The following is a 23,051-nucleotide window of genomic DNA, read 5'->3' as shown; positions in this document are numbered from 1 at the left end:
CGGTAGCGTGGGAGGCATCATGAACGCATCGCCCTTGGCCGCCGAGCCGTTCCCCGCCCCGCAGCCCCGGACCGAGGACGAGCGCACCCTGCTCGTCAAGGTGTTCGGCAAGGACCGCCCCGGCATCACCGCCGGCCTCTTCGCCACGCTGGCCGGGTTCGACGTCGACGTGATCGACATCGAGCAGGTCGTCACCCGTGGCCGGATAACGCTGTGCGCCCTGGTCACCCCGCCGGCCGCCGGCGCCCCCGGTGCCGAGGGCGAGCTGCGCTCGACCGTGCACCGCTGGGCCGAGGAGCAGAAGCTCCAGGCCGAGATCATCTCCGGCACCGGCGACAACCGGCCGCGCCGCGAGGGCCGCTCGCACGTCACCGTGCTGGGCCACCCGCTGACCGCCTCGGCGGTCTCGGCGCTGACCTCGCGGATCACCGAGGCCGGCGGCAACATCGACCGCGTCTTCCGGCTGGCCAAGTACCCGGTGACGGCGGTCGAGCTGGCCGTCTCCGGTGTCGCCACCGAGCAGCTGCGCGCCGAGCTGGCCCAGGAGGCGGCCACCCAGCGGGTGGACATCGCCGTGGTGGCGGCCGGGCTGGAGCGCCGGGCCAAGCGGCTGGTGGTGATGGACGTCGACTCGACGCTCATCCAGGACGAGGTGATCGAGCTCTTCGCCGCCCACGCGGGCTGCGAGCAGGAGGTCGCCGAGGTGACGGCCGCGGCGATGCGCGGCGAGCTGGACTTCGCCGAGTCGCTGCGCGCCCGGGTGGCGCTGCTGGCCGGGCTGGACGCCTCGGTGACCGAGAAGGTGCGCACCGAGGTCCGGTTCACCCCGGGCGCGCGCACCCTGATCCGCACCCTGCAGCGGCTGGGCTTCCAGGTCGCGGTGGTCTCCGGCGGGTTCACCCAGGTCACCGACCACCTGGTGGAGCAGCTGGGCCTGGACTTCGCGGCGGCCAACACCCTGGAGGTGGTGGACGGCAGGTTCACCGGCCGGGTGGTCGGCGAGATCGTGGACCGGGCGGGCAAGGCGCGCTGGCTGGCCCGGTTCGCCGAGCAGGCCAAGGTGCCGCTGGAGCAGACGGTGGCGATCGGCGACGGCGCCAACGACCTGGACATGCTGAACGCGGCCGGGCTGGGCGTGGCGTTCAACGCCAAGCCGGTCGTCCGCGAGGCCGCCGACACCGCGGTGAACGTGCCGTTCCTGGACACCGTTCTCTACCTGCTGGGCATCACCCGCGAGGAGGTCGAGGCGGCCGACGCGCTCGACGGCACGCCGACCGAGTAGCCGCAGCCGAACGGGCGGGAGGGGCGCGCGGATGATCCGCGCGCCCCTCCCCGTTCCGGTCGACCCGCCGCGGGGCCCGCCCTGCCGCGCTCGGTCCTGCGGCGCTCAGTCCTGCCGCGCTCAGTCCTGCGGCGTGTAGTACGAGACCAGCGCGGCCACGCCCGGCTCGACGCCCTTCCACGAGCCGCTGAAGCTGAGCACCGCGATGGCCGCGGTGGGGAAGCCGCCCAGCCGCAGCCGCTCCAGTGCGTCCCGGTCGCCCTCGTCGCCGGCCAGCACCTGGGTCAGCCCGAGCACCCCGGGATTGTGGCCGACCAGCACCAGGTCGGCGTAGTCGTCCGAGGTCTCCTGGAGGACGGTGATGATCTCGCCGGGGCTGGCCTCGTAGATCCGCTGCTCGTACACGGTCTTGCGGGAGCGCTTGGGCAGCTCGTGCGCGGCGAGCTTCCAGGTCTCGCGCGTGCGCAGGGCGTCCGAGCAGAGCACGTAGTCGGGGTTGATGCCGGAATCGGCCAGCCAGCGGCCGGCTTCCGGGGCCTGGTGGCGGCCCCGGTCGGCCAGCGGCCGCTCGTGGTCGTCGACGCCGTTGGGCCAGTCGGCCTTGGCATGGCGGAGAACGATGATCCTGCGGGGCGTGTCGGCGCTCATACCCAGCAAGCTTGGCAGAAAAGCCGCTCCGCGGCGCGATGCTGCCGGTTGCCGCCACCCGCAGGGGTGGAGGGTGCCATCATGCGCCGTTCGCCGGGACTTGGCCCGGTGGACGGCCGACGGTCACCGCGGGTGCCGCCGGGGCCTCGGCCGTGCTCCGGTCAGCCCAGGTTCTTGGCCACGATGGCGACGATGACGAGCGCCAGCACGATGCCGCCGATCGTCGCGGCGAGCCGGCCCAGCTTCTTGTGGCCGTCGGTGGGGTTCGGTTCGAGTACGGGCATGACCGGATTCTCCCATCCCGAACGGGACCGCCCGCCACCGCCCCCGGCCCGGCCGGACCCCGCAGGGGCGGGATCCGGCCGTCGCTCCCCGCCGGTCAGGGCCGGACGCCGGCGGCGACCGGGCGCGCCGCCTCGTCCTCGATGTGCCGGGCCATCGCCGCCCGCAGGCCGAACAGCATCTGCGGCACCAGCAGCAGGGCCAGGAAGCCCAGCGGCAGGTACCAGGTGCCGGTGGCCTGGTAGAGCCGGCCGATCAGGATCGGGCCGGGGATCGAGATCAGGTAGCCGACGCCCTGTGCGAAGGCGGAGAGCTGGGCCACCCCGCCGGCGGTGCGGGCGCGCAGGCCGATCATGGTGAGCACCAGCGGGAAGGCGCAGTTGGACAGGCCCACCAGGGTCGCCCAGGCCCAGGGCGCGGCGGACGGCGCCAGCGCCAGCCCGGCGTACCCGGCGATGCCGCAGGAGGCGAGCACCACGACGAAGAGCCGCTGGTCGCCGCGGCGGGCGGCGAGGTTGGGCAGGACGAAGGAGACCGGGACGCCGATCACCATGGTCAGCGCCAGCAGCACCCCGGAGGCGCCCTCGGAGACGCCGGCGTCCTGGAAGATCTTCGGCAGCCAGCCCATCACCACGTAGGCGCCGGTCGCCTGGAGGCCGAAGAAGCAGGCCATCGCCCAGGCGGTGCGGCTGCGGGTGATCGGCAGCCGGTCCGCCGCCGCGCCGCCGGCGCGGTCGCCGCGCTCGCGCCGGGCCGCCATGACGGGCACCCAGAGCAGCAGGGCGAGTGCGCCCAGCCCGGCCCAGACGCCCAGGCCCACCCGCCAGTCGCCGCCGAGCGCGCCGGTCAGCGGCACGGTGACGGCCGCGGCGAGCGAGGTGCCGGCCGACAGCGACATCGAGTACAGGCCGATCATCGGACCGACCTTCTCCGGGAAGTACCGCTTGATCACCACCGGGATCAGCACGTTGGAGACCGCCACCCCGGCCAGCGCCAGCGCCGTGAGCAGCAGGAAGACCGCCGTGCCGCCGGCGAAGGAGCGGGCCAGCACGCCCGCGGTGATCGCCGCCATGCCGGCGGTGATCACGGCGATCGGGCCGATCCGCCGGGCCATGCCGGGGGCCGCGAAGCCGAACAGCGCGAAGCAGAGCGAGGGGACGGCGGTGAGCAGCCCGGCCAGCGTCGGGTTCATCCCGAGGTCGGTGCGGACCTGGTCGAGCAGCGGCCCGAGGCTGGTGACGACGGGCCGGAGGTTGAAGGCGGCGACGGCGATCGCGACGGCGAACAGCCAGCCGAGGTGGCTGCTGCGGGCGGAGGCGGGCCGCTCGGTCTGCGGTCCGGCCCCCGTTCGGGGAGGGGTGGTGGTGTCTGCTGCGGGTGGCATGCGAGCCATCATAGAATGATGGGATGAATTAGCGCACCCTGGACTTGGCATGATGTGCCGACCCGCCCGTGGCCGACCACCCCGGCCAGTCCACCCGCCCGGCGGCCCACCCGTGTGGGCCCGCGGGCACTGCCGACCCCCGAAGCCGCAAGGAGTCCCCCGTGGCGCTGTCCTCTCCGAGGCGCACCCCGCTGTCCGACCAGGTGATCGCGCAGCTGCGCGCCCAGATCACCTCGGGCGAGTGGCCCGTCGGCTCGCGCATCCCGACCGAGGCCGCCCTGGTCGAGCAGCTCGGCGTCGCCCGCAACACCGTCCGCGAGGCCGTCCGCGCCCTCGCCCACAACGGCCTGCTGGACATCCGGCAGGGTTCCGGCACCTACGTCCTCGCCACCAGCGAGCTGGCCGGGGTCATGCACCGCCGGTTCGCCGACGCCGACCAGGCACAGGTCGCCGAGCTGCGGGTCGCGCTGGAGACCTCGGCCGCCGGCCTGGCCGCCACCCGGCGCACCGACCGCGACCTCGTCCTCCTGGAGGCCGCCCTGGCCCGCCGCGAGGACGCCTGGCGCTCCGGCGACGCCGAGGACTTCGTCCAGGCCGACGCCGCCTTCCACCAGGCCGTGGTCTCCGCCGCCCACAACGACGTCCTCGCCGCCGTCTACGCCGACCTGGGCGAGGTCACCCGGGCCCACCTGCGCCACGACGTCGGCCCCGAGCTGATCGCCGAGCGCTACCTCGGCCACGACACGATCCTGGACGCCATCCGGGCCGGCGACGCCGCCCGGGCCTCGCTGGAAGCGGGGCGCGCGATCGGCGCCTGCGCCACCGACACCGAGGTCTGACGCCCGCCCGCACCGGGGCCGCCCCTCCCCGGCGGCCCGTTCGGCGTGCTCCGGGGCTCGCGGGGGGGCGGATGCGGTCCGGAATTCCGCCGCGAATTCCCCCGTGGACCACGAACGAGCGAACTGCGACCGACACGCGGGCCGACGGCGGCTGACGTCCCGTAGGATCCGGACTCGGTCAAGCATCTGCCAAGCGTGCGCAAAGCGGGGAGATTCCGATGGCTGCTCCGGGCACCCCGCCGGGCGGGGTACCGACCAGGGTCTCCACCACCGCGCTCGACCGGGCCGCCACCTCGCTCGGCGCCATCGCCGACGACAGCACGGCCGCCGGGCGGACCGCCGACGAGTCCACCGGGAACGCGGCGTCGAAGCTGGGCGGGTGGGACATCGCGGAGGCCCTGCGCGGCACGCTCCGGGAGTGGCACGAGCAGGTCGCCCAGCTCAACGGCCGGCTCAACCAGGAGGCCGGGATGATGCGGCAGACCCACAGCAACTACCTGAGCGTCGAGCACGGCATCGCCGCGTCCTTCCCCGGGGGTGCGTGAGCGTGCCGGGCTTCGAGGACGTCCTGAAGGCCGACCTCTCGGGCCTGGCCCGGGCCGCCGCCGACTGGACCGCGATGGCCGGGGCGTACGAGGCCGTCCAGCACCGGATGGAGCGGGAGGTGCTCCCGGTCACCGGCGGCAGCCTCTGGGTCGGCCCCACCGCGGCCGCCGCCGACCTGCACCTGCGGCCCACCCGGCAGCAGACCGTCGACGCACAGACCGAGGCCCGGGCCGTCGCCTCGATCATCGCGGACGCGCACGACGACTTCGCCTCCGCGCAGGAGCGGCTGCGGCGCACCGTCCGGGCCGCGGAGGCCGACGGCATGCGGGTGACCGGCACCGGCGCCGTCGTGTTCGACCTCGGCGGCCTCGACCCGGCGCTCCGGGCCGACTACCGCCACGACGCCGACCAGCAGCGCGAGCGCGCCGCGGCCGCCGGCCGGTGGGCCCGGCAGATCGAGGGATGCCTGGAGGAGGCCACCGCCGCCGACCGGCGCGCCGCGCTCCGGCTCCGCCGGGCCGCGAAGGTCGGCGACCCGGTGAACACCTTCAACGGCCGTGCGCTCGGCGGCGGCGACGCGGCCGACGCCGCGCGGGCCGCCGAGCTCGCCCGGCGGCTCGCCGACGGCGGCCGGCTCGGCCCGGAGGAGCTGGCCGAGCTCGGCGACCTGATGAAGGCGGACTCCGGCCGCCCGGAGTTCGGCCGGACCCTGCTCACCGCGCTCGGTCCCACCGGCCTGCTGCGGCTCGCCGACGAGCTGGACCTGCGGATCAACGCCCGCGGCGGACCGCTCAGGGCCGAGTACGACGCGCTGCGCACGAGCCTCGCCGACACCGTCGCCGGCGCCACCCGCGACCCGGCGAGCGGGTTCTACCGGGACTTCCGCGCGGGCCTGCGGGAGGCCGGCCTCCGGAGCGTGAACGAGCACCGGCCCGGCGGCGGCGCGGAGCCCGTCTCCGGCTACCAGGCCCTCGCCACCCTGCTCCGGCACGGCGGCGCGGGCTACGGCAAGGAGTTCCTGAACGACCTCGGCACCGACCTCCTCGACGCCGAGCGCAGCGGCCGCAGCCGCCCGGCGCACCAGTTCAACGGCCCGCGCCCGGACCTGGTGCACGACCCCGTCGACGGCGTGCTCGGCCTGATGGGCCGCAATCCGGAGGCCGCCGCCCTGTTCCTGGACCCGCAGTCCCCCGGCGCCGGGGACCGCCTGGCGTACCTGCTGCGCGGCCGCACCTGGCCGTCGATGTCCGCCACCACCCTGTACGGGCCGCCGGTCGCCGATCCGCACACCCACCGGAGCGGCCTCGCCGCCGCGCTGGAGGCAGCCGCCACCGGCGACGTCGCGGGCGGGACCGGCCGCCACGGCGGACCGCACACCCCGGCGCAGGCCCGCGTCCTGCAGGGCGTCGTCGACGCGCTGGACGCGGACGGCCGGGGCGCCGAGATCCACCAGGACCTCCGGGGGCCGCTGGCCGGCGCGCTCGCCGACTACGCGCAGGACACCCACCGGATCCTGAGCGAGCACGTCGGCACCGCCGCGCACGCCGGGGCCTGGGAGGACGGCGGCGCCGGCCGGCTCGGCGGCAGCAGCGACCACCTGGTCCGGGTCCTGCGCGGCGTCGCCGAGGAGCCCGAGGCCTACGCGGCGCTCTACCGCGCCGAGCGCGCCGAGGCGGCGCGGACCGTCGCCGCGCTGCCGCCCGACCCGGGGGCGGAGGACGCCGACCGCGCCCTGGCCGGCCAGCGCGTCGGCACCGCGCTCGGCGCCTACGACGCCGTGCGCGCCTCGGTCCTGCTCGACGGGAAGGACGACCGGATGGCGTGGGCGGACCGGACCGGCGCCCTGGTCTCCACCCTGGGCGGCACCGCGGCCGGGTTCGTCCCCGAGGGCGGCGAGCTCGCGGCCGCCCTGGCCGAACACGGCGCCGGGGCCTGGGCCGAGCACGTCAAGGAGGAGGCGCAGCACCGGGGCAACCTGGACGCCTCCGACCATCACACGGCCGGCCTGACCGAGAGCCGGCGGATGGTGCTGGAGTGGGGCCGGCTGCACGGGTACGGCCCGGACGCCCCGCTGGTGGACCGGGTCTCCGCCGCCATGGACACCGGTCACGACACCGGCTACCACAACGCGGCCGTCGCCCTGGGCCGCAACGGCCAGAAGTGAGCCCGCGCCGCTGCGCACGGCGGCGGCCCTACGCCCGGCGGCGGCGCCTCGGGAAACGCGCGGTGCCCGGCACCCCGCGAGGGGTACCGGGCACCGCGGGAGCGGAACCGGGCCGTCAGGCGCCGATGGCGTGCAGGCCGCCGTCCACGTGGACGATCTCACCGGTGGTCTTCGGGAACCAGTCCGACAGCAGGGCGACGACGCCGCGGCCGGCCGGCTCCGGGTCGCTCAGGTCCCACTTCAGCGGGGAGCGCGCGTCCCAGGTGGCGGCCAGGTCGGGGAAGCCCGGGATGGACTTGGCGGCCATCGAGCCGATCGGGCCGGCCGAGATCAGGTTGCAGCGGATGTTGCGCTCGCCCAGGTAGCGCGCCAGGTAGCGGTTGGTGGACTCCAGCGCGGCCTTGGCCGGGCCCATCCAGTCGTACTGCGGCCAGGCGTACTGCGCGTCGAAGGTCAGGCCGACGACCGAGCCGCCGTCCTGCATCAGCGGCAGCAGCGCCATGGTGAGCGACTTCAGCGAGAACGCCGAGACGTTCATCGCGGTGGCCACGGACTCCCACGGGGTGTCCAGGAAGTTGCCGCCGAGGGCGTCCTGCGGGGCGAAGCCGATCGAGTGGACGATGCCGTCCAGGCTCGGCAGGTGCTCGCGGACCTGGTCGGCGATGCCGGCCAGCTGCTCCTCGCTGGAGACGTCCAGCTCCAGCACCTTGACCGGCTTCGGCAGCTTCCTGGCGATCCGCTCGGTCAGCGTCGGACGCGGGAAGGCGGTGAGGATGACCTCGGCGCCCTGCTCCTGGGCGAGCTTCGCGGTGTGGAAGGCGATGGAGGACTCCATCAGCACCCCGGTGATCAGGATCCGCTTGCCCTCAAGGATTCCACTCATGTTCAGTGACCCATGCCCAATCCGCCGTCGACGGGAATGACGGCTCCGGTGATGTACGCGGCCTCGTCCGAACCGAGGAACCGCACGGTGTTGGCGACCTCGGCGGGCGCCGCGTAGCGGCCCAGCGGCACGCCCGAGACGATCTCCGCACGGCGCTCGTCGCTGAGCACTGCGGTCATGTCGGTGTCGACGAAGCCGGGGGCGACCACGTTGACGGTGATGTTGCGCGGGCCGAGCTCGCGCGCCAGCGAGCGCGCGAAGCCGACCAGGCCGGCCTTGGAGGCGGCGTAGTTGGCCTGGCCCGGGGAGCCGGAGAGGCCGACCACCGAGGAGATCAGCACGACCCGGCCCTTGCGGGCGCGCATCATCAGCTTGGACGCGCGCTTGACCACCCGGAACGCGCCGGTGAGGTTGGTGTCCACGACGGAGGTGAAGTCCTCCTCCGACATGCGCAGCAGCAGCGTGTCGTTGGTGATGCCGGCGTTGGCGACCAGCACCTCGACGCCGCCGTGCTTGGCCTCGATCTCGGTGAACGCCGCGTCGACCTGGGCGCCGTCGGTGATGTCGCAGCGCACCGCGAGGACGTCGTACTTGGCCAGCTCCTCGGGCACCTCGCCCGAGCGGCTGGTGATGGCGACCTTGTCGCCCGCCTCGGCGAAGGCCAGGGCGATCGCGAGGCCGATGCCCCGGTTTCCTCCGGTGACGAGAACCGAGCGGCTCAACGATCCACCTCTCTCCGTGAGTGTGCGTACGTCGGAATGCGCACGCAGTGTGACGCTATCGGTCGGTACCGGACGGAGACGCATCGGGCTCCCACAGCGCCTCACCGGCGGAACTGTCGCAATCCGACAATCCGCGACCGCGCCGGTCCGGCACCGTCCGCGCCCTCCGCGACGGGCCCTGCCCGGGGCGGGCGGGCCGTCCGGGGCCTCGCGACGGAGCCCGCCGGGCCCGGTCACCCGCGTGCCGCGGGAACACCCGGACGGACGCACCCGTTGCCCCCGGTGGTGCGGCACCACCGGGGTCGACCGTACCGCTTCCCCTGGACCGGCCCCGGCGCACGCGCGGCCCAGTGGCCCGCGGCGAGCACGGCAGACGAGCGAAGGCAGACCGCGGATGAACGACGCACGGCCCGGAACCACCCACCGGCGCGGACGACTGCTGGCCCTGGCCGCCCTGGCGGCCGGCGCGGGGGCGGCCGCCTGGTCGCTGCGCGACCTGCCGGCGGCGTTCGGACGCCGGCCGGACGGCGAGCACGACGAGCGGGTGCGCAACTCGCCGCAGTACCGGGACGGCGTCTTCCACAACGCGCCCTCCACCGTCGCCGGGACCTCGGCCGCCCCCGGCGTCGACCGGGACGGCATGCGCCGGATGCTGTTCCAGCGCGAGGGCCGGGTGCCCACCCGCCCGGTGCCGACCGTCCGCCCGGCCGGGGGGCCGCGGCCGGCCGCCGAGGGCGTCGAGGTCACCTGGTACGGCCACGCGTCCGCGCTGGTCGAGGTCGAGGGCGCCCGGGTGCTGCTCGACCCGGTCTGGAGCGACCGCTGCTCCCCCTCCGCGCACGTCGGCCCGAAGCGGCTGCACCCGGTGCCGGTGGAGCTGGAGGAACTGCCGCAGGTCGACGCGGTGCTCATCTCGCACGACCACTACGACCACCTGGACATGGCGACGGTCAAGCGGCTGGTCCGCAGCCAGTCCGCGCCGTTCGCCGTCCCGCTCGGCATCGGCTCCCACCTGCGCCGCTGGGGCGTCCCGGAGCACCGGATCATCGAGCTGGACTGGGACGAGACCTGCACCCTCGGCGAGCTGGCGGTCACCCTGACCGCCGCCCACCACTTCTCCGGCCGCGGCCTGACCCGGAACACCACCCTCTGGGGCTCCTGGGTGATCGCCGGACCGACCCGCCGGGTCTTCTACACCGGGGACTCCGGCTACTTCGAGGGCTACGCCAGGATCGGCGCCGAGCACGGCCCGTTCGACGCCGCGCTGGTCCAGATCGGCGCCTACGACACGGCCTGGGCCGACATCCACATGACGCCGGAGGACGCCGTCCGCGCCCACCGCGAGCTCGGCGCCGGCCTGCTGGTCCCGGTCCACTGGTGCACCTTCAACCTGGCCCCGCACCCCTGGTCCGAGCCGATCGAGCGGCTGCTCGCGGAGGCCAAGCAGCAGGCCGTCCCGCTCGCCGTGCCGCGCCCCGGCGAGCGGGTCGACGTCGACAACCCGCCGGAGCTGGACGGCTGGTGGGAGGGCGTCGTCTGACGCCGCGAGGGCCGGCGCCGCACCGCCGCGGGAATGCCCGGCGGGGCACGGCGAAATGCGCTGGCCCTAACCCCCTGGACGGGACATGATGCGGTGCGGGCACCCCTGTGCAGGGGCCGTCCGCACCGCCATCCCCCCGACCAGGGAGCCCGATTGCCCGCGATGCCCCCGACCAGCAGCGCCGGCGCCCCGCACGGACGCGCCGTCGACCCGCTGTTCCTCGCCTACCCGCTGCACGCCCTGGCCGACGCCGCCCTCACCCGGGCCCGCGAACTCGGCGCCGCGCACGCCGACTTCCGGCTGGAGCGGGTTCGCAGCGCCTCCTGGCGGCTGCGCGACGCCCGCCCGGCCGGGACCTCCGACAGCGTCCAGCTCGGCTTCGCCGTCCGGGTGCTGCTGGACGGCGCCTGGGGCTTCGCGGCCGGGGTCGACCTCACCGCGGCCGCGGCGGTCCGGGTGGCGGAGCAGGCCGTCGCCGTGGCCCGCCTCTCCGGCGGGATCAGCCGCGCGGCCGGTTCGGCGGAGCGGGTCGAGCTGGCGGACGAGCCGGTCCACCGGGACGTCACCTGGGTCTCCGCCTACGAGGTGAACCCCTTCGAGGTGCCGGACGCGGAGAAGACGGCGCTGCTCGCCGACTGGAGCTCCCGGCTGCTGGCCGCCGAGGGCGTCTCGCACGTCCAGGCCACGCTGCTGACGGTGCAGGAGAACAAGTTCTACGCCGACACCGCCGGGACCGTCACCACCCAGCAGCGGATCCGGCTGCACCCGGAGCTGGAGGCCACCTCGGTGGACGAGCGCACCGGCGCCTTCGACTCGATGCGCACCCTGGCCCCGCCGGTCGGGCGCGGCTGGGAGTACCTCGCCGGGGCCCGGGGGGCGTCCACCGGCGGACCGGACCGGAAGGGCACCGGCTGGGACTGGGACGCCGAACTCGCCGAACTGCCCGTCCTGCTGGCCGAGAAGATGAAGGCGCCGAGCGTCGAGGCCGGCCGCTACGACCTCGTGATCGACCCGTCCAACCTCTGGCTGACCATCCACGAGTCGATCGGCCACGCGACCGAGCTGGACCGCGCGCTCGGCTACGAGGCCGCCTACGCCGGCACCTCCTTCGCCACCTTCGACAAGCTCGGCTCGCTGCGGTACGGCTCCGAGCTGATGCACGTCACCGGCGACCGCACCGCCGAGCACGGGCTCGCCACCGTCGGCTACGACGACGAGGGCGTCGCCACCCAGTCCTGGGACCTCGTCAAGGACGGCGTGCTGGTGGGCTACCAGCTGGACCGGGCGATGGCCCGGCTCAAGGGCTTCGACCGCTCCAACGGCTGCGCCTTCGCCGACTCCCCCGCCCACGTCCCGGTCCAGCGGATGGCCAACGTCTCGCTCCGGCCGGCCGCCGACGGCCCGTCCACCGAGGGCCTGTTCGCGGGCGTGGAGAACGGCCTCTACATCGTCGGCGACCGCTCCTGGTCGATCGACATGCAGCGGTACAACTTCCAGTTCACCGGCCAGCGCGCGTACGCCATCAAGAACGGCGAACTCGCCGGCCAGGTCAAGGACTTCGCCTACCAGGCCACCACCACCGACTTCTGGGGCTCGATGGCGGCCGTCGGCGGCCCGCAGACCTACGTCCTCGGCGGGGCCTTCAACTGCGGCAAGGCGCAGCCCGGCCAGGTCGCGGCGGTCAGCCACGGCTGCCCGTCGGCGCTGTTCCGCAACGTCAACGTGCTCAACACCCAGCAGGAGGCGGGTCACTGATGGCCGCGACGCAGCCCCACGAACTCGTCGAGCTGGCGCTCGGCCTCTCCCGCGCCGACGGCTGCGTGGTGATCGCCGACGAGGAGTCCACCGCCAACCTCCGCTGGGCCGGCAACGCGCTGACCACCAACGGCGTCACCCGGGGCCGCCGGCTCACCGTGATCGCCACGGTGGCCGGCGCCGAGGGCACCGCCTCCGGGGTGGTCTCCCGCGAGGCCGTCGTCCCCGAGGACGTGGAGGGCCTGGTCCGGGCCGCCGAGGAGGCCGCCCGGGCCGCCGGACCGGCCGAGGACGCCCAGCCGCTGATCGGCGACCGGCCGTCCTCGCCGGACTTCACCGCCCCGCCCGCCGAGACCTCGATCGAGGTGTTCGCGGCCTTCGCCCCGGCCCTCGGCGAGGCCTTCGCCCGCGCCGCCGCGCAGGGCGAACTGCTCTACGGCTTCGCCCGGCACGAGCTGGTCTCCAGCTACCTGGGCACCTCCACCGGCCTGCGGCTGCGCCACGACCAGCCCACCGGCATGGTCGAGGTGAACGCCAAGACCGCCGACCTCTCCGGCTCGGCCTGGACCGGCGCCGCCACCCGCGACTTCACCGACGTGGACGTCACCGACCTGCACGCCCAGCTCACCCGGCGGCTCGCCTGGGGCGCCTGCAAGGTCGAGCTGCCGGCCGGACGGTACGAGACGCTGCTGCCGCCCTCGGCGGTGGCCGATCTGATGGTCTACCTGAGCTGGTCCGCGGGCGGCCGCGACGCCTTCGAGGGCCGCACGGTGTTCTCCAAGCCCGGCGGCGGCACCCGGATCGGTGACAAGCTCAGCAGGCTGCCGCTGACCCTGCGCTCCGACCCGGCCGAGCCGGGCCTGGAGACCTCGCCGTTCGTGCTGGTGCACTCCACCGGCGGGGACGCCTCGGTGTTCGACAACGGCGCCGGGCTGAGCGCGACCGACTGGATCCGCGACGGGGAGCTGACCGGCCTGGTCACCAACCGGTTCACCGCCGGGCTGACCGGCCTGCCGGTGCGCCCGGCCGTCGACAACCTCGTCCTGGAGGCGGCCGACCAGGCGGCCGCGCCGACCCTGGACGAGATGATCGCCCGCACCGAGCGCGGCCTGCTGCTCACCTGCCTCTGGTACATCCGCGAGGTGGACCCGGCGACGCTGCTGCTCACCGGCCTCACCCGGGACGGCGTGTACCTGGTGGAGAACGGCGAGGTGGTCGGCGCGGTCAACAACTTCCGGTTCAACGAGTCGCCGGTCGAGCTGCTCGGCCGGATCACCGAGGTGGGCCGCACCGAGCACTGCCTGCCGCGGGAGTGGAGCGACTGGTTCACCCGGGCGGCGATGCCGCCGGTGCGGGTGCCCGACTTCAACATGAGTTCGGTCAGCCAGGCCTCGTAGCAGGCCGTCGGCGGCCCCGGAGGGAAGGATCGGGAAGAGTGGACGAGAAGCGCACGGTCAAGACCAGCAAGATGCTGTCCCGCATCCTGCGGCACGATCCCGGCCGCGCCGGGATCACCCTGGACGCGGCCGGCTGGGTCCGGGTGGACGTGCTGCTGGCCGGACTGGCGGCCCGCGGCACCAGGCTGACCCGGGCCGAGCTGGACCACGTGGTCGCGACCAACAACAAGCGCCGCTTCGCCTACTCCGAGGACGGCCTCTCGATCCGGGCCAGCCAGGGCCACACGGTGGCGGTCGACCTCGGCCTGGCCGCCACCGAGCCGCCGGCGGTGCTGTTCCACGGCACCGCCACCGGGAACCTGGGCGCGATCTTCCGGGACGGCCTGCTGCCGATGGCCAGGCAGGACGTCCACCTCTCCGCCGACACCGAGACGGCCGTGCGGGTCGGTTCCCGGCACGGCCGCCCGGTGGTGCTGACGGTGGACGCGGCCGCGATGGCGGCGGCCGGCCACGAGTTCCGGATCAGCGCGAACGGCGTCTGGCTGACCGGCGCCGTCCCGCCGGAGTACCTCTCCCGGCCGCAGTAGCGCGTGTCCGTCCGACCCGGTCTCGTCGCCGGCCACCTCGCGGCGTACCGTGAGGAGGCCGTGCGACGAGCGCGGGTGCTTGGACGAGGGCGGTTGGACATGGACAGAAGCTCCGACAGCGGACCGGTCTACCGGATCACGGGTGCGCGCAGCAGCCTCACCGAGGACGTCCGCGGACGGCAGCGCCGCTACGTGGCCTCGATGCTCCTGCGCACCCTCTGCGTGCTGGCCGCCGTGGTGCTGTGGGACATCCAGCGGTGGCTGGCCTTCGCCGCGCTCGCGGGCGGGGTGCTGATGCCGTACTTCGCCGTGCTGATAGCCAATGCCGGTCGGGAGAAGGCCCCGGGGCTGCCGAGCACCTTCGACATGCCCCCGGACGTCCCGCTGATGCTCGGCCCCGGAGGGACGGGTGGGGCGGGCGCGACGCGCGGGACGGGTGCAACGGAGGGTGCTGCCACCGATTCTTCACAGAGCTCAAGCTGACCGCCCGTTTTGCGGTGGCTTGCGGCGACTCGTCGAGCGGAAACCTCAAAAGAACCTCAGATTAATCATGCAAGACCTCCCCATACCGGGGCCCGGTCGTGACATACTGCGTACGCGCTCCGCATCCCCCGTCGGAGCGACGGACCGACGCCGGGCGGCTCCCCCCGTGGCTGCCCGGCGTCGCCATGCCCTCGTCCGGGCAGGGCGCGGGGCGCACCCGCGCGCGTGAAAGACTGGCGGTGCAGACCCACCCGCCACACGTTCGAGGACGGCCCCGATGGACACCCCGCAGACCGCGATCTGCTCCGCCAAGGGCTGCCGGGCGGACGCCCGCTGGGTGCTCGTCTGGAACAACCCCAAGCTGCACACCCCGGACCGCCGCAAGACCTGGGCGGCCTGCGACGAGCACCGCGAGCACCTCTCCCAGTTCCTGGGCGTGCGCGGCTTCCTCAAGGAGGTCGTCGCCGTCGCGGACTGGACCCCCGAGGACGCGCGCGACGCGTCCTGACCGGGCAGCCCCCGACGCCCCGGCTTCCGAGCCGCTAGCCGCCGATCGCCGACATCGGCCGCTCGGGCTGGTGGAACTCCGGGGCGTCGATCCCGGCGCCGGCCTTCTTGCCCCACATCGCCGCGCGCCAGAGCTCGCCGATCTCGGCGTCGCCGGCGCCCGAGCGCAGGGCCGTCCGCAGGTCCGTCTCCCCGGTCGCGAAGAGGCAGTTGCGCACCTGACCGTCGGCGGTCAGCCGGGTCCGGTCGCAGGCACGGCAGAACGGGCGGGTCACCGAGGCGATCACCCCGACCCGGCCGGGGCCGCCGTCCACCAGCCAGCGCTCGGCCGGAGCCGCCCCGCGCCGGGCGGACGGCTCGGGGGTGAGCGCGAACCTCACCGAGAGCCGCTCCAGGATCTCCTCCGCTGTGATCATCGACGAGCGGTCCCAGCCGTGCTGGGCGTCCAGCGGCATCTGCTCGATGAACCGCAGCTCGTAGCCGCGCTCCAGGCACCAGGCGAGCAGGTCGGGCGCCTCGTGGTCGTTGACCCCGCGCATCAGCACGGCGTTCAGCTTGACCGGCAGCAGCCCGGCGGCCTCCGCGGCGGCCAGCCCGTCCAGCACGTCCTGGTGCCGGCGTCGCCGGGTGAGGGTCCAGAAGGTCTCCGGGTCGAGGGTGTCGAGCGAGACGTTCACCCGGTCCAGCCCGGCGGCCCGCAGCGCCTCGGCCGTCCGGGCCAGGCCGACGGCATTGGTGGTCAGGGAGAGTTCGGGGCGCGGTTCGAGTTCCGCGCAGGCGGCGACGATGCCCACCAGCCCCGGCCGCAGCAGCGGCTCGCCGCCGGTGAACCGGACCTCCCGGACGCCGAGGTCGCGCACGGCGATCTCCACCAGTCGGACGATCTCCTCGTCGGTGAGCAGCTCCGGCTTGGCCAGCCACTGCAGGCCCTCCTCGGGCATGCAGTAGGTGCAGCGCAGATTGCACCGGTCCGTGAGGGAGACCCGCAGGTCGACGGCCTGCCGGCCGAATGTGTCGAGGAGCACGGCAGTCCTTTCCCGAGTGTGGTGGCCGATGACGCGGCCGGCCCGGCCGCCGCAACGGCGGGCCGGGCCAGCTTAGTCATCGTGTGCCCGTCAGTGGGCGCCCAGTCCGGTCAGTGAGCGGACCTCCAGTTCAGCGTACTTCTCCCCGTCGGCCGGCTCCCTGGAGAGCAGGGTTCCGATCCAGCCGGCCAGGAAGCCGACCGGGATGGAGACCAGGCCGGGGTTCTCCAGCGGGAACCAATGGAAGTCGGAGTGCGGGAAGAGCGCGTTCTTCCCGCCGGAGACCACCGGGGAGAAGAACACCAGCGTCACCGAGGTGATCAGGCCCGCGTAGACCGAGCTGACCGCGCCCGCGGTGGTGAAGCGCTTCCAGAACAGCGAGTAGAGCAGAGTGGGCAGGTTGGCCGAGGCCGCCACCGCGAAGGCCAGCGCGACCAGCGCCGCGGTGTTGAGCTTGCCCGCGAAGAGGCTGAGCACGATCGCGACCGCGCCGATCGCCACGGCCGCCCACTTCGCCGACAGCACCTCCTCCTTCTCCGTGGCCCGCCCGCGCCGGATGACGTTGGCGTAGAGGTCGTGGGCGAAGGAGGCGGAGGAGGCCAGGGTGAGGCCGGCCACCACGGCCAGGATGGTGGCGAAGGCGACCGCGGAGATCACCGCGAGCAGGATCGCGCCGCCGGTCGACCCCGCGCCGCCGCCCAGCACCTCGGCCAGCTGCGGCGCCGCCGTGTTGCCGGACGGGCTGACGTCCTTGATCGCCTTGGGGCCGACCAGCGCCGCCGCGCCGAAGCCGAGCGCCAGGGTCATCAGGTAGAAGCCGCCGATGATGCCGATCGCCCAGAGCACCGACTTCCGGGCCGCCTTGGCGGTGGGCACGGTGTAGAAGCGGACCAGGATGTGCGGCAGCCCGGCCGTGCCGAGCACCAGCGCGATCCCCAGGCTGAGGAAGTCGAGTTTGCTCGTCCCGCTGGCCCCGTACTTCAGCCCCGGCTCCAGGAACGCGGCCCCCTTGCCGCTGGCGTCGGCCGCGGCGCCGAGCAGCTCCGAGGGGTTGAAGTGGTACTTGGCCAGCACCAGGACGGTCATCAGCCCGGTGCCGGCGATCAGCAGCACCGCCTTGACGATCTGCACCCAGGTGGTGCCCTTCATCCCGCCGATCACCACGTAGATCACCATCAGCGCACCGACGGCCACGATGGTGCCCTGCTTGGCCCGGTCCCCGCTGACGCCGAGCAGCAGCGCCACCAGCGACCCGGCGCCGACCATCTGGGCGAGCAGGTAGAAGATCGAGACCACGATGGTGGAGATGCCGGCCGCGGTCCGCACCGGGCGCTGGCGCATCCGGAACGCGAGCACGTCGGCCATGGTGTACCGGCCGGAGTTGCGCAGCGGCTCGGCGACCAGCAGCAGCGCCACCAACCAGGCCACCAGGAAGCCGATCGAGTAGAGGAAGCCGTCGTACCCGGAGAGCGCGATGGCCCCGGCGATGCCGAGGAACGAGGCGGCGGACATGTAGTCGCCGGAGATCGCCAGGCCGTTCTGGAAGCCGGTGAAGCCGCGGCCGCCGGCGTAGAAGTCGGAGGCGCTCCTGGTCTGCCGGCCGGCCCAGATGGTGATGGCCAGGGTGGCTCCGACGAAGAGCCCGAAGAGGGTGAGCGTGAGGACCCGGTGCTCCGAGGCGGAGGCGGCGAGGCCGGCGGCGAGGGGGAAGTCGGCGGACTGCGTCATTCGGCGGCCTCCCGGGGGGCGTGGACCACCGCGCCGCGCGCCTCGCGGATCGCGACGGCGCGCGGGTCGATCCGCCGGTTCGCGTAGCGGGCGTACCAGGCGGCGATGGCGAAGGTGGTGACGAACTGCAGCAGGCCCAGCACCAGCGCGACGTTGATGTGCCCGACCACCTTGGTGCCCATCAGACCGGGCGCGTAGCTGGAGAGCAGGACGTAGAGCAGGTACCAGAGGACGAATCCGATGGTGACCGGGAAGGCGAAGCTCCGGAACGAGCTCCGCAGGGCGCGGAACTCCTCGCTCTCCTCGATGAGTTGGACTTCCGTAGGGGCAGTGGTGATCGGCGGCGATTCCACTCTGTCTCCTCACTCCTTCGGCATAGTGGTCGCACAGTGGAACGATCCGACGTGAGTGGCGTCACAGTCCGGATACGCGCCGCGCAATGCTAGGAGCGTCCCGCCCGACCCGAAAGGGGTTGACCGCGATCAGCCAGCCGTTCACCCCCTCGCACTATTCAATTGGCCGAAAATCACCGCACGAACCATGCCGCAGGGGCGGCACCGGGCAACGGTGCCGCCCCTGGTGACGATGCGTCAGAAAGCGATCCGGACCTTCAGTGCAGAGCGGTCGTCCATCGCGCGGTAGCCGTCCGGGACCTCCTCCAGACCGACCGTGCGGTCGAAGACCAGGCCGGGCTCGATGACGCCGTTGAGCACGTCCGGCAGCAGCTCGGGGATGTAGGCCCGGGCCGGCGCGACGCCGCCGTTCAGCGACACGTTTCGGCCGAACATCTGACCGATGTCGACGCCGGCACTGCCGCCGTGCGGCACGCCCACGTAGCCCACCGCGCCGCCGTCACGGGTGATCGAGATCGCCGTGCGCATCGACTCCTCGGTGCCCACCGCCTCCAGCACGGCGTGCGCGCCCTGGCCGCCGGTCAGCTCCTTGACCGCCTCGATCGCGGCCTCGCCGCGCTCGGCGACCACGTCGGTCGCCCCGAACCGGCGGGCCAGATCGGTGCGGGCGGCGTGCCGGCCGAGCGCGATGATCCGGCCCGCGCCGAGCCGGTGGGCCGCCAGTACGCCGCACAGGCCCACCGCGCCGTCACCGACCACCGCGACCGTGGCGCCGGGGCGCACCCGCGCGGAGACGGCGGCGTGGTGGCCGGTGGCCATCACGTCGGAGAGCGCGAGCAGGCTGGGCAGCAGCTTCTCCTCGCCCGCGGCCTCCTTCGGCAGCGCGACCAGCGTGCCGTCGGCGAACGGGACGCGGACCGCCTCGCCCTGGCCGCCGTCCGAACCGACCTGGCCCCAGAACCCGCCGTGCGGGCAGGAGGTGTGCAGACCCTCCCGACAGAAGTCACAGGTGCCGTCCGACCAGACGAACGGGGCCACCACCAGGTCGCCCGGCGTGAAGCCGGTCACCTCGGAGCCGACCGCCTCCACCACGCCGAGGAACTCGTGCCCGATCCGCTGGCCGGCCACCCGGGCCGCCACGCCGCGGTAGGCCCACAGGTCGCTGCCGCAGATGCAGGCGTTGACCACCCGGACCACGGCGTCCGTCGGGTGCTGGACGACCGGGTCCGGCACGTCCTCGATCCGGATGTCGTTGGGGCCGTGGATCACGGTGGCGCGCATGGTGGTTCGTCCTTCGGGGAGACGGCCGCACGGGGGTGCTGCGCGACCGGCGGAATTCGACTGGATGTACGACGAATACCCTGCCCACTCTATTCCGGCCCGGCCTGCGCAACCTTCCGAGCCGGTCCGCCCCCGTCCGGCGCTTATTCTGTTGGACCATGCATGCGATCCAGCCCGAGACGTCCGGCGCGCCGCGGGCCGTCCCCCTCCCCGCCCAGCGCGCCGCCGCCCCCGTCGAGGGCTTCGCGGTGGTGGACGTCGAGACCACCGGGCTCGGCCGCTCGGACCGTGTCATCTCGGCCGGCGTCTACCAGCTGGACGCCGACGGCGACGTCACCGACCACTGGTACACCCTGGTCAACCCCGAGCGGGACCCGGGACCGGTCTGGATCCACGGCCTGACCCGCGAGGCGCTGGCCGGCGCGCCGACCTTCCCGGAGATCGCCGGCGAGTTCGCGGAGCGGCTGCGAGACCGCGTGCTGGTCGCCCACAACGCGCTCTTCGACTGGAACATGATCTCCCGCGAGTTCTCCCGGGCCGGCCTGCGCGCCCCCGTGGACCAGCGGATCTGCACCATGGTGCTCTCCCGCGACCTGCGGCTGCCGCTGCCCAACGGGAAGCTGGCCTCGCTCGCCGCCCACTTCGGCGTCCAGCAGCGCCAGGCGCACAACGCGCTCGACGACGCCCGGGTGCTCGCCGAGGCCTTCCGCCCGAGCCTGCACCTGGCCCGCTCCGGCGGCGTGCCGCTGCCGCTGCAGAACTGCGTCGCGGTCACCGACCTCGGCGAGGACGAGCCCGTCTCCGCCGCCCGCAGCTCGTGGACCGGCTCCGCCTACCGGCAGGCCAAGAAGCGCCCGCCGTGCCCGTACCCCAACCCGGGGCGCTGGGAGGACGGCAAGCCGCTGGTGCAGGGCATGCGGGTGGCGTTCACCGGCGACACCGCCACCGACCGCGAGCTGCTGGAGGACCGCACGGTGGAGGCCGGCCTGCACATCGCCACCTCGGTGAGCCGGCTCACCAGCCTGCTGGTCACCAACGAGCCCGGCAGCTGGAGCGGGAAGGCCCGCAAGGCCCGGGAGGTCGGCACACCGGTGGTCGGCGAGGACGCCTTCCTCCAGTTGCTGCGCGAGGTCGCCCCGCACCCCGGTGCGTGAGGGAGTTGTGAGGTGGGCGTACGGTGCCCATGTGTACCGTTTTCTGCTCTCCCGGCGCTGGCTGATCACCCTGCTGATCGCCCTGCTGCTGATCCCCACGACGATCAAGCTGGGGTTCTGGCAGTACCACCGCCACGAGGCACGGGTGGCCCGCAACGACCTGATCGCCCAGTCCCTCACCGCCCGGCCGGTGGCGTTCGACTCGCTGTCGACCGCGCCCGGCTTCACGGTGCCCAAGGGTCTGACGTGGCGGGCCGTGACGGCCACCGGGCAGTACGACCCGGAGCACGAGTTCGTGGTCCGCAAGCGGACCGACTCCGGCGGGGACAAGATCGGCTACTTCGTCGTCACCCCGCTGCGGCTCTCGGACGGCAAGGGCACCGTCCTGGTGAACCGCGGCTGGGTGCCGTCCGGCGACTCCGCCGCCGCCTACCCGCCGGTGCCGGCCGCCCCGGCCGGCGAGGTCACCCTCACCGGCCGGCTGCGCGCCGACGAGACCTCGGCCGGCAGCGGCATCCGCGACCGGGCCGGCCTCCCCGACCGGCAGTTCAACCTGATCAGCACCCCGCAGCAGGCCAAGGAGACCGGCGCCGCCCTGCTCGGCGGCTACCTGGAGCTCACCGCCACCACCCCGGCCCCGGCCGACCAGCCGGAGCTGCTCCCCGAGCCCAACCACTCCGACATCGGCCCGCACATGGCGTACGCGATCCAGTGGTGGCTGTTCACCGCGATGATCCCGGTCGGGGTCCTGGTGCTGGTCCGCCGCGAGGCGAAGGACCGCGCCAAGGCGGCCGCCGAGGCCGAGCTCCCGCCGGTGGCCGTGCCCGCGTAGCGGCCCCGGAGCCCCGGCTGCCGCACGCGTCCGGCCGCCGCACGCCGTCCGGCCGCTCCCCGGCTACAGGACGTCGTCCAGCTCGCGCAGCAGCCGGGCCTTGGCCCGGGCGCCGACCACGGACCGCACCGGCTCGCCGCCCCGGAACACCATCAGCGTCGGCATCGACAGCACCCCGTACCTGGCCTGGGTCTCCGGATTGCGGTCGACGTCCAGGCTGACCACGGTCAGCCGGTCCGCCTCCTCCCGCGCGATGTCCGCCAGCACCGGCACCATCTGCCGGCACGGCGGGCACCAGTCCGCGGTGAAGTCCACCAGCACCGGCCCGTCCGCGGCCAGCACCTCGCTCGCGAACGTCGCGTCCGTGACCTCCGCCACCCCTGTGATCCGCATCGTCTACCGTCCCTCCCACTCGATCGCCAACTCGCACCGCGGCACTTCGGCGGCGGCCCCGGCGGCCAGCTCGTCACGGGCCTGCTCGGCCCGCTCGAACTGCTCGGCCACCTGGGCGCGGACCTCCTGCAGCCGGGCGATGCACCCGTCCAGCTCGGCCAGCTTGCGCCGGTAGACCTCCAGCGAGGCCGGGCAGGAGTCGCCCGCCGGGTGGCCCGCCTGCAGGCACTCCACGAACGGGCGGGTCTCCTCCAGCCCGAAGCCGAAGTCCTGCAGGGTGCGGATCTGCTCAAGCAGCCGCAGGTCGTCCTCGCCGTAGGCGCGGTAGCCGTTGCCGGACCGCCGCGCGGGCAGCAGCCCGAGCTGCTCGTAGTACCGCAGCGCGCGGGTGGTCGTCCCCGCCCGCTGCGCCAACTCACCGATCCGCATGACCGCACCCTGCCTTCCGGCCGCCGCCGTCCGAACGCCTTCGGGAACGACGGTAGACCTTCACGCGGACGTCAAGGCCAGCACGATCGACGCCCGGTCCCGCCGGGTGCCGCGGGCGGCAGGGGCCGGATGTCGGGACCGGGCGTCGGGGCCTGGCGTCGGTGTCGGGCGTCGGGGCCGGCCGTCAGTGCTGGGTGTTGTAGAAGCCGATCAGGACGGCGCCCCACCACCCGGCCTGCGAGACCGCCGCCGAGACGGCGCCCCGGGCCAGCAGCCGGGCCGGCGGGCGGATCCCCTCGTACCCCTCCAGCCGGCGGTGCAGGGTGCTCGCGTACACCCCGTTGAGCGCGATCATCAGGACCAGCCCCAGCTTCACCTGGGTCAGCCCGGAGGAGAGCTGCGGCTCCAGCAGCACGCCGCTGAGCACCAGTCCGGTCAGCCCGCCCCAGACCGGGACGTGCAGCGGGGCGGTGAAGTCCACCACCTGACGCAGCGTGCGGCGGCCGAGGATGCAGAGCAGGCCGTAGTAGTCGATCGCCAGCACCGCGCCGAAGCCCACCACCAGTGCGGCGAGGTGCAGGAACAGGGCCACGGTGTGCAGCGCCGGGTCGGTGTGCAGGTGCGCGGCCGTCCAGGCGCTGGCCCCCCAGACCAGCAGGACGGCCGCGACGGCGCCGGTGATCCTGAGTCTGCGCTGCGCGTCCTCCGAAAGGTCCTCGGCTCCCCCCTGAGCCGGGACGGTGGCGTGGTACTTGGGCATGACGGTGCTCCGCGATCGGGGGGTAAGGGTGAGCTAAGCAAGGGTAGGGTTCCCTAACTTCGTTCTGCCGTCAACTT

General features: G+C 74.0%; 24 protein-coding genes. 12 read left to right on the top strand and 12 right to left on the bottom strand.

Annotated features, from left to right (window positions below):
- The first annotated feature begins 19 nt into the window (after nt 1-19).
- Nucleotides 20-1,282 carry a phosphoserine phosphatase SerB gene (gene serB / locus RMN57_RS27950; RefSeq protein WP_313766054.1) on the top strand — a complete coding sequence of 421 codons (1,263 nt, stop codon included), beginning with the start codon at nt 20-22 and terminating at the stop codon, nt 1,280-1,282.
- 120 nt (nt 1,283-1,402) lie between these two features.
- Here the strand turns inward: serB and RMN57_RS27945 are convergent, their stop codons facing one another.
- From RMN57_RS27945 to RMN57_RS27935, 3 genes are all read right to left on the bottom strand, one after another.
- Nucleotides 1,403-1,930 (bottom strand): histidine phosphatase family protein, encoded by a 528-nt coding sequence (locus RMN57_RS27945; RefSeq protein ID WP_313766053.1) that lies wholly within the window; start codon nt 1,928-1,930, stop codon nt 1,403-1,405.
- 161 nt (nt 1,931-2,091) lie between these two features.
- Nucleotides 2,092-2,214 carry an SGM_5486 family transporter-associated protein gene (locus tag RMN57_RS27940; RefSeq protein ID WP_255752595.1) on the bottom strand — a complete coding sequence of 41 codons (123 nt, stop codon included), beginning with the start codon at nt 2,212-2,214 and terminating at the stop codon, nt 2,092-2,094.
- Nucleotides 2,215-2,309: 95 nt separating this feature from the next.
- A complete protein-coding gene (locus RMN57_RS27935; RefSeq protein ID WP_313766052.1) occupies nt 2,310-3,596 on the bottom strand; it encodes an MFS transporter in 1,287 nt (428 codons plus the stop codon).
- Nucleotides 3,597-3,757: 161 nt separating this feature from the next.
- Here RMN57_RS27935 and RMN57_RS27930 point away from each other — a divergent pair, with 161 nt between their 5' ends.
- From RMN57_RS27930 to RMN57_RS27920, 3 genes are all read left to right on the top strand, one after another.
- Nucleotides 3,758-4,435 (top strand): FadR/GntR family transcriptional regulator, encoded by a 678-nt coding sequence (locus tag RMN57_RS27930; RefSeq protein ID WP_313766051.1) that lies wholly within the window; start codon nt 3,758-3,760, stop codon nt 4,433-4,435.
- Nucleotides 4,436-4,653: 218 nt separating this feature from the next.
- The gene (locus tag RMN57_RS27925; RefSeq protein ID WP_313766050.1) at nt 4,654-4,980 is read left to right on the top strand and encodes a hypothetical protein; all 327 of its coding nucleotides are present in this window, start codon (nt 4,654-4,656) and stop codon (nt 4,978-4,980) included.
- 2 nt (nt 4,981-4,982) lie between these two features.
- Nucleotides 4,983-7,145, top strand: a complete 2,163-nt coding sequence (locus RMN57_RS27920) for a hypothetical protein (RefSeq protein ID WP_313766049.1) — start codon at nt 4,983-4,985, stop codon at nt 7,143-7,145.
- Between the two features lie 115 nt (nt 7,146-7,260).
- On the opposite strand, the gene fabI is transcribed toward RMN57_RS27920, so the two are convergent.
- Both fabI and fabG read right to left on the bottom strand, forming a co-directional pair.
- On the bottom strand, nt 7,261-8,028 hold the full coding sequence (gene fabI, locus RMN57_RS27915; RefSeq protein ID WP_313766048.1) for an enoyl-ACP reductase FabI: 768 nt from the start codon (nt 8,026-8,028) through the stop codon (nt 7,261-7,263).
- Between the two features lie 2 nt (nt 8,029-8,030).
- Complete coding sequence (gene fabG / locus RMN57_RS27910) at nt 8,031-8,750, bottom strand: 3-oxoacyl-[acyl-carrier-protein] reductase (RefSeq protein ID WP_313766047.1); 720 nt, start codon at nt 8,748-8,750, stop codon at nt 8,031-8,033.
- Nucleotides 8,751-9,144: 394 nt separating this feature from the next.
- Here fabG and RMN57_RS27905 point away from each other — a divergent pair, with 394 nt between their 5' ends.
- From RMN57_RS27905 to RMN57_RS27880, 6 genes are all read left to right on the top strand, one after another.
- Complete coding sequence (locus tag RMN57_RS27905) at nt 9,145-10,290, top strand: MBL fold metallo-hydrolase (protein WP_313766046.1); 1,146 nt, start codon at nt 9,145-9,147, stop codon at nt 10,288-10,290.
- 162 nt (nt 10,291-10,452) lie between these two features.
- A complete protein-coding gene (locus RMN57_RS27900; protein ID WP_313767990.1) occupies nt 10,453-12,045 on the top strand; it encodes a TldD/PmbA family protein in 1,593 nt (530 codons plus the stop codon).
- On the top strand, nt 12,045-13,442 hold the full coding sequence (locus tag RMN57_RS27895) for a metallopeptidase TldD-related protein (protein WP_313766045.1): 1,398 nt from the start codon (nt 12,045-12,047) through the stop codon (nt 13,440-13,442). The genes RMN57_RS27900 and RMN57_RS27895 overlap by 1 nt, the downstream gene beginning before the upstream one ends.
- 38 nt (nt 13,443-13,480) lie before the next feature.
- Nucleotides 13,481-14,029, top strand: coding sequence for an RNA 2'-phosphotransferase (locus RMN57_RS27890; RefSeq protein WP_313766044.1), 549 nt, complete (start codon nt 13,481-13,483; stop codon nt 14,027-14,029).
- A gap of 99 nt (nt 14,030-14,128) precedes the next feature.
- A complete protein-coding gene (locus tag RMN57_RS27885) occupies nt 14,129-14,512 on the top strand; it encodes a DUF3099 domain-containing protein (protein ID WP_313766043.1) in 384 nt (127 codons plus the stop codon).
- Nucleotides 14,513-14,789: 277 nt separating this feature from the next.
- Entirely contained in the window at nt 14,790-15,020 is a 231-nt protein-coding gene (locus RMN57_RS27880; RefSeq protein ID WP_313766042.1) for a hypothetical protein, read from the top strand.
- A gap of 34 nt (nt 15,021-15,054) precedes the next feature.
- Here RMN57_RS27880 and moaA read toward each other — a convergent pair whose 3' ends face one another.
- From moaA to RMN57_RS27860, 4 genes are all read right to left on the bottom strand, one after another.
- Nucleotides 15,055-16,044 (bottom strand): GTP 3',8-cyclase MoaA, encoded by a 990-nt coding sequence (gene moaA / locus RMN57_RS27875; protein WP_313766041.1) that lies wholly within the window; start codon nt 16,042-16,044, stop codon nt 15,055-15,057.
- 90 nt (nt 16,045-16,134) lie between these two features.
- Nucleotides 16,135-17,772: a cation acetate symporter gene (locus tag RMN57_RS27870; protein ID WP_313766040.1), complete on the bottom strand. Its 1,638-nt coding sequence runs from the start codon at nt 17,770-17,772 to the stop codon at nt 16,135-16,137.
- A complete protein-coding gene (locus tag RMN57_RS27865; RefSeq protein WP_313766039.1) occupies nt 17,769-18,125 on the bottom strand; it encodes a DUF485 domain-containing protein in 357 nt (118 codons plus the stop codon). Before RMN57_RS27865 ends, RMN57_RS27870 begins: the two co-directional genes overlap by 4 nt.
- Before the next feature lie 237 nt (nt 18,126-18,362).
- Nucleotides 18,363-19,406 carry a zinc-dependent alcohol dehydrogenase family protein gene (locus tag RMN57_RS27860; RefSeq protein ID WP_313766038.1) on the bottom strand — a complete coding sequence of 348 codons (1,044 nt, stop codon included), beginning with the start codon at nt 19,404-19,406 and terminating at the stop codon, nt 18,363-18,365.
- Between the two features lie 158 nt (nt 19,407-19,564).
- Here RMN57_RS27860 and RMN57_RS27855 point away from each other — a divergent pair, with 158 nt between their 5' ends.
- Both RMN57_RS27855 and RMN57_RS27850 read left to right on the top strand, forming a co-directional pair.
- Entirely contained in the window at nt 19,565-20,560 is a 996-nt protein-coding gene (locus RMN57_RS27855) for a DEDDh family exonuclease (RefSeq protein ID WP_313766037.1), read from the top strand.
- A gap of 31 nt (nt 20,561-20,591) precedes the next feature.
- A complete protein-coding gene (locus RMN57_RS27850) occupies nt 20,592-21,392 on the top strand; it encodes an SURF1 family protein (RefSeq protein WP_313766036.1) in 801 nt (266 codons plus the stop codon).
- 63 nt (nt 21,393-21,455) lie between these two features.
- Here the strand turns inward: RMN57_RS27850 and trxA are convergent, their stop codons facing one another.
- From trxA to RMN57_RS27835, 3 genes are all read right to left on the bottom strand, one after another.
- Nucleotides 21,456-21,785 (bottom strand): thioredoxin, encoded by a 330-nt coding sequence (trxA, locus tag RMN57_RS27845; RefSeq protein WP_313766035.1) that lies wholly within the window; start codon nt 21,783-21,785, stop codon nt 21,456-21,458.
- Between the two features lie 3 nt (nt 21,786-21,788).
- Entirely contained in the window at nt 21,789-22,214 is a 426-nt protein-coding gene (locus RMN57_RS27840) for a MerR family transcriptional regulator (protein WP_313766034.1), read from the bottom strand.
- A gap of 184 nt (nt 22,215-22,398) precedes the next feature.
- Nucleotides 22,399-22,974 carry a hypothetical protein gene (locus tag RMN57_RS27835; RefSeq protein ID WP_313766033.1) on the bottom strand — a complete coding sequence of 192 codons (576 nt, stop codon included), beginning with the start codon at nt 22,972-22,974 and terminating at the stop codon, nt 22,399-22,401.
- Nucleotides 22,975-23,051 lie beyond the last annotated feature (77 nt).

This window comes from Kitasatospora sp. CM 4170 (genome assembly GCF_032110285.1).
In the GTDB taxonomy this organism is placed as follows: domain Bacteria; phylum Actinomycetota; class Actinomycetes; order Streptomycetales; family Streptomycetaceae; genus Kitasatospora; species Kitasatospora aburaviensis.
Note: the sequence above shows the minus strand (reverse complement) of the source record. Positions and strands in the feature narration are given on the sequence as shown.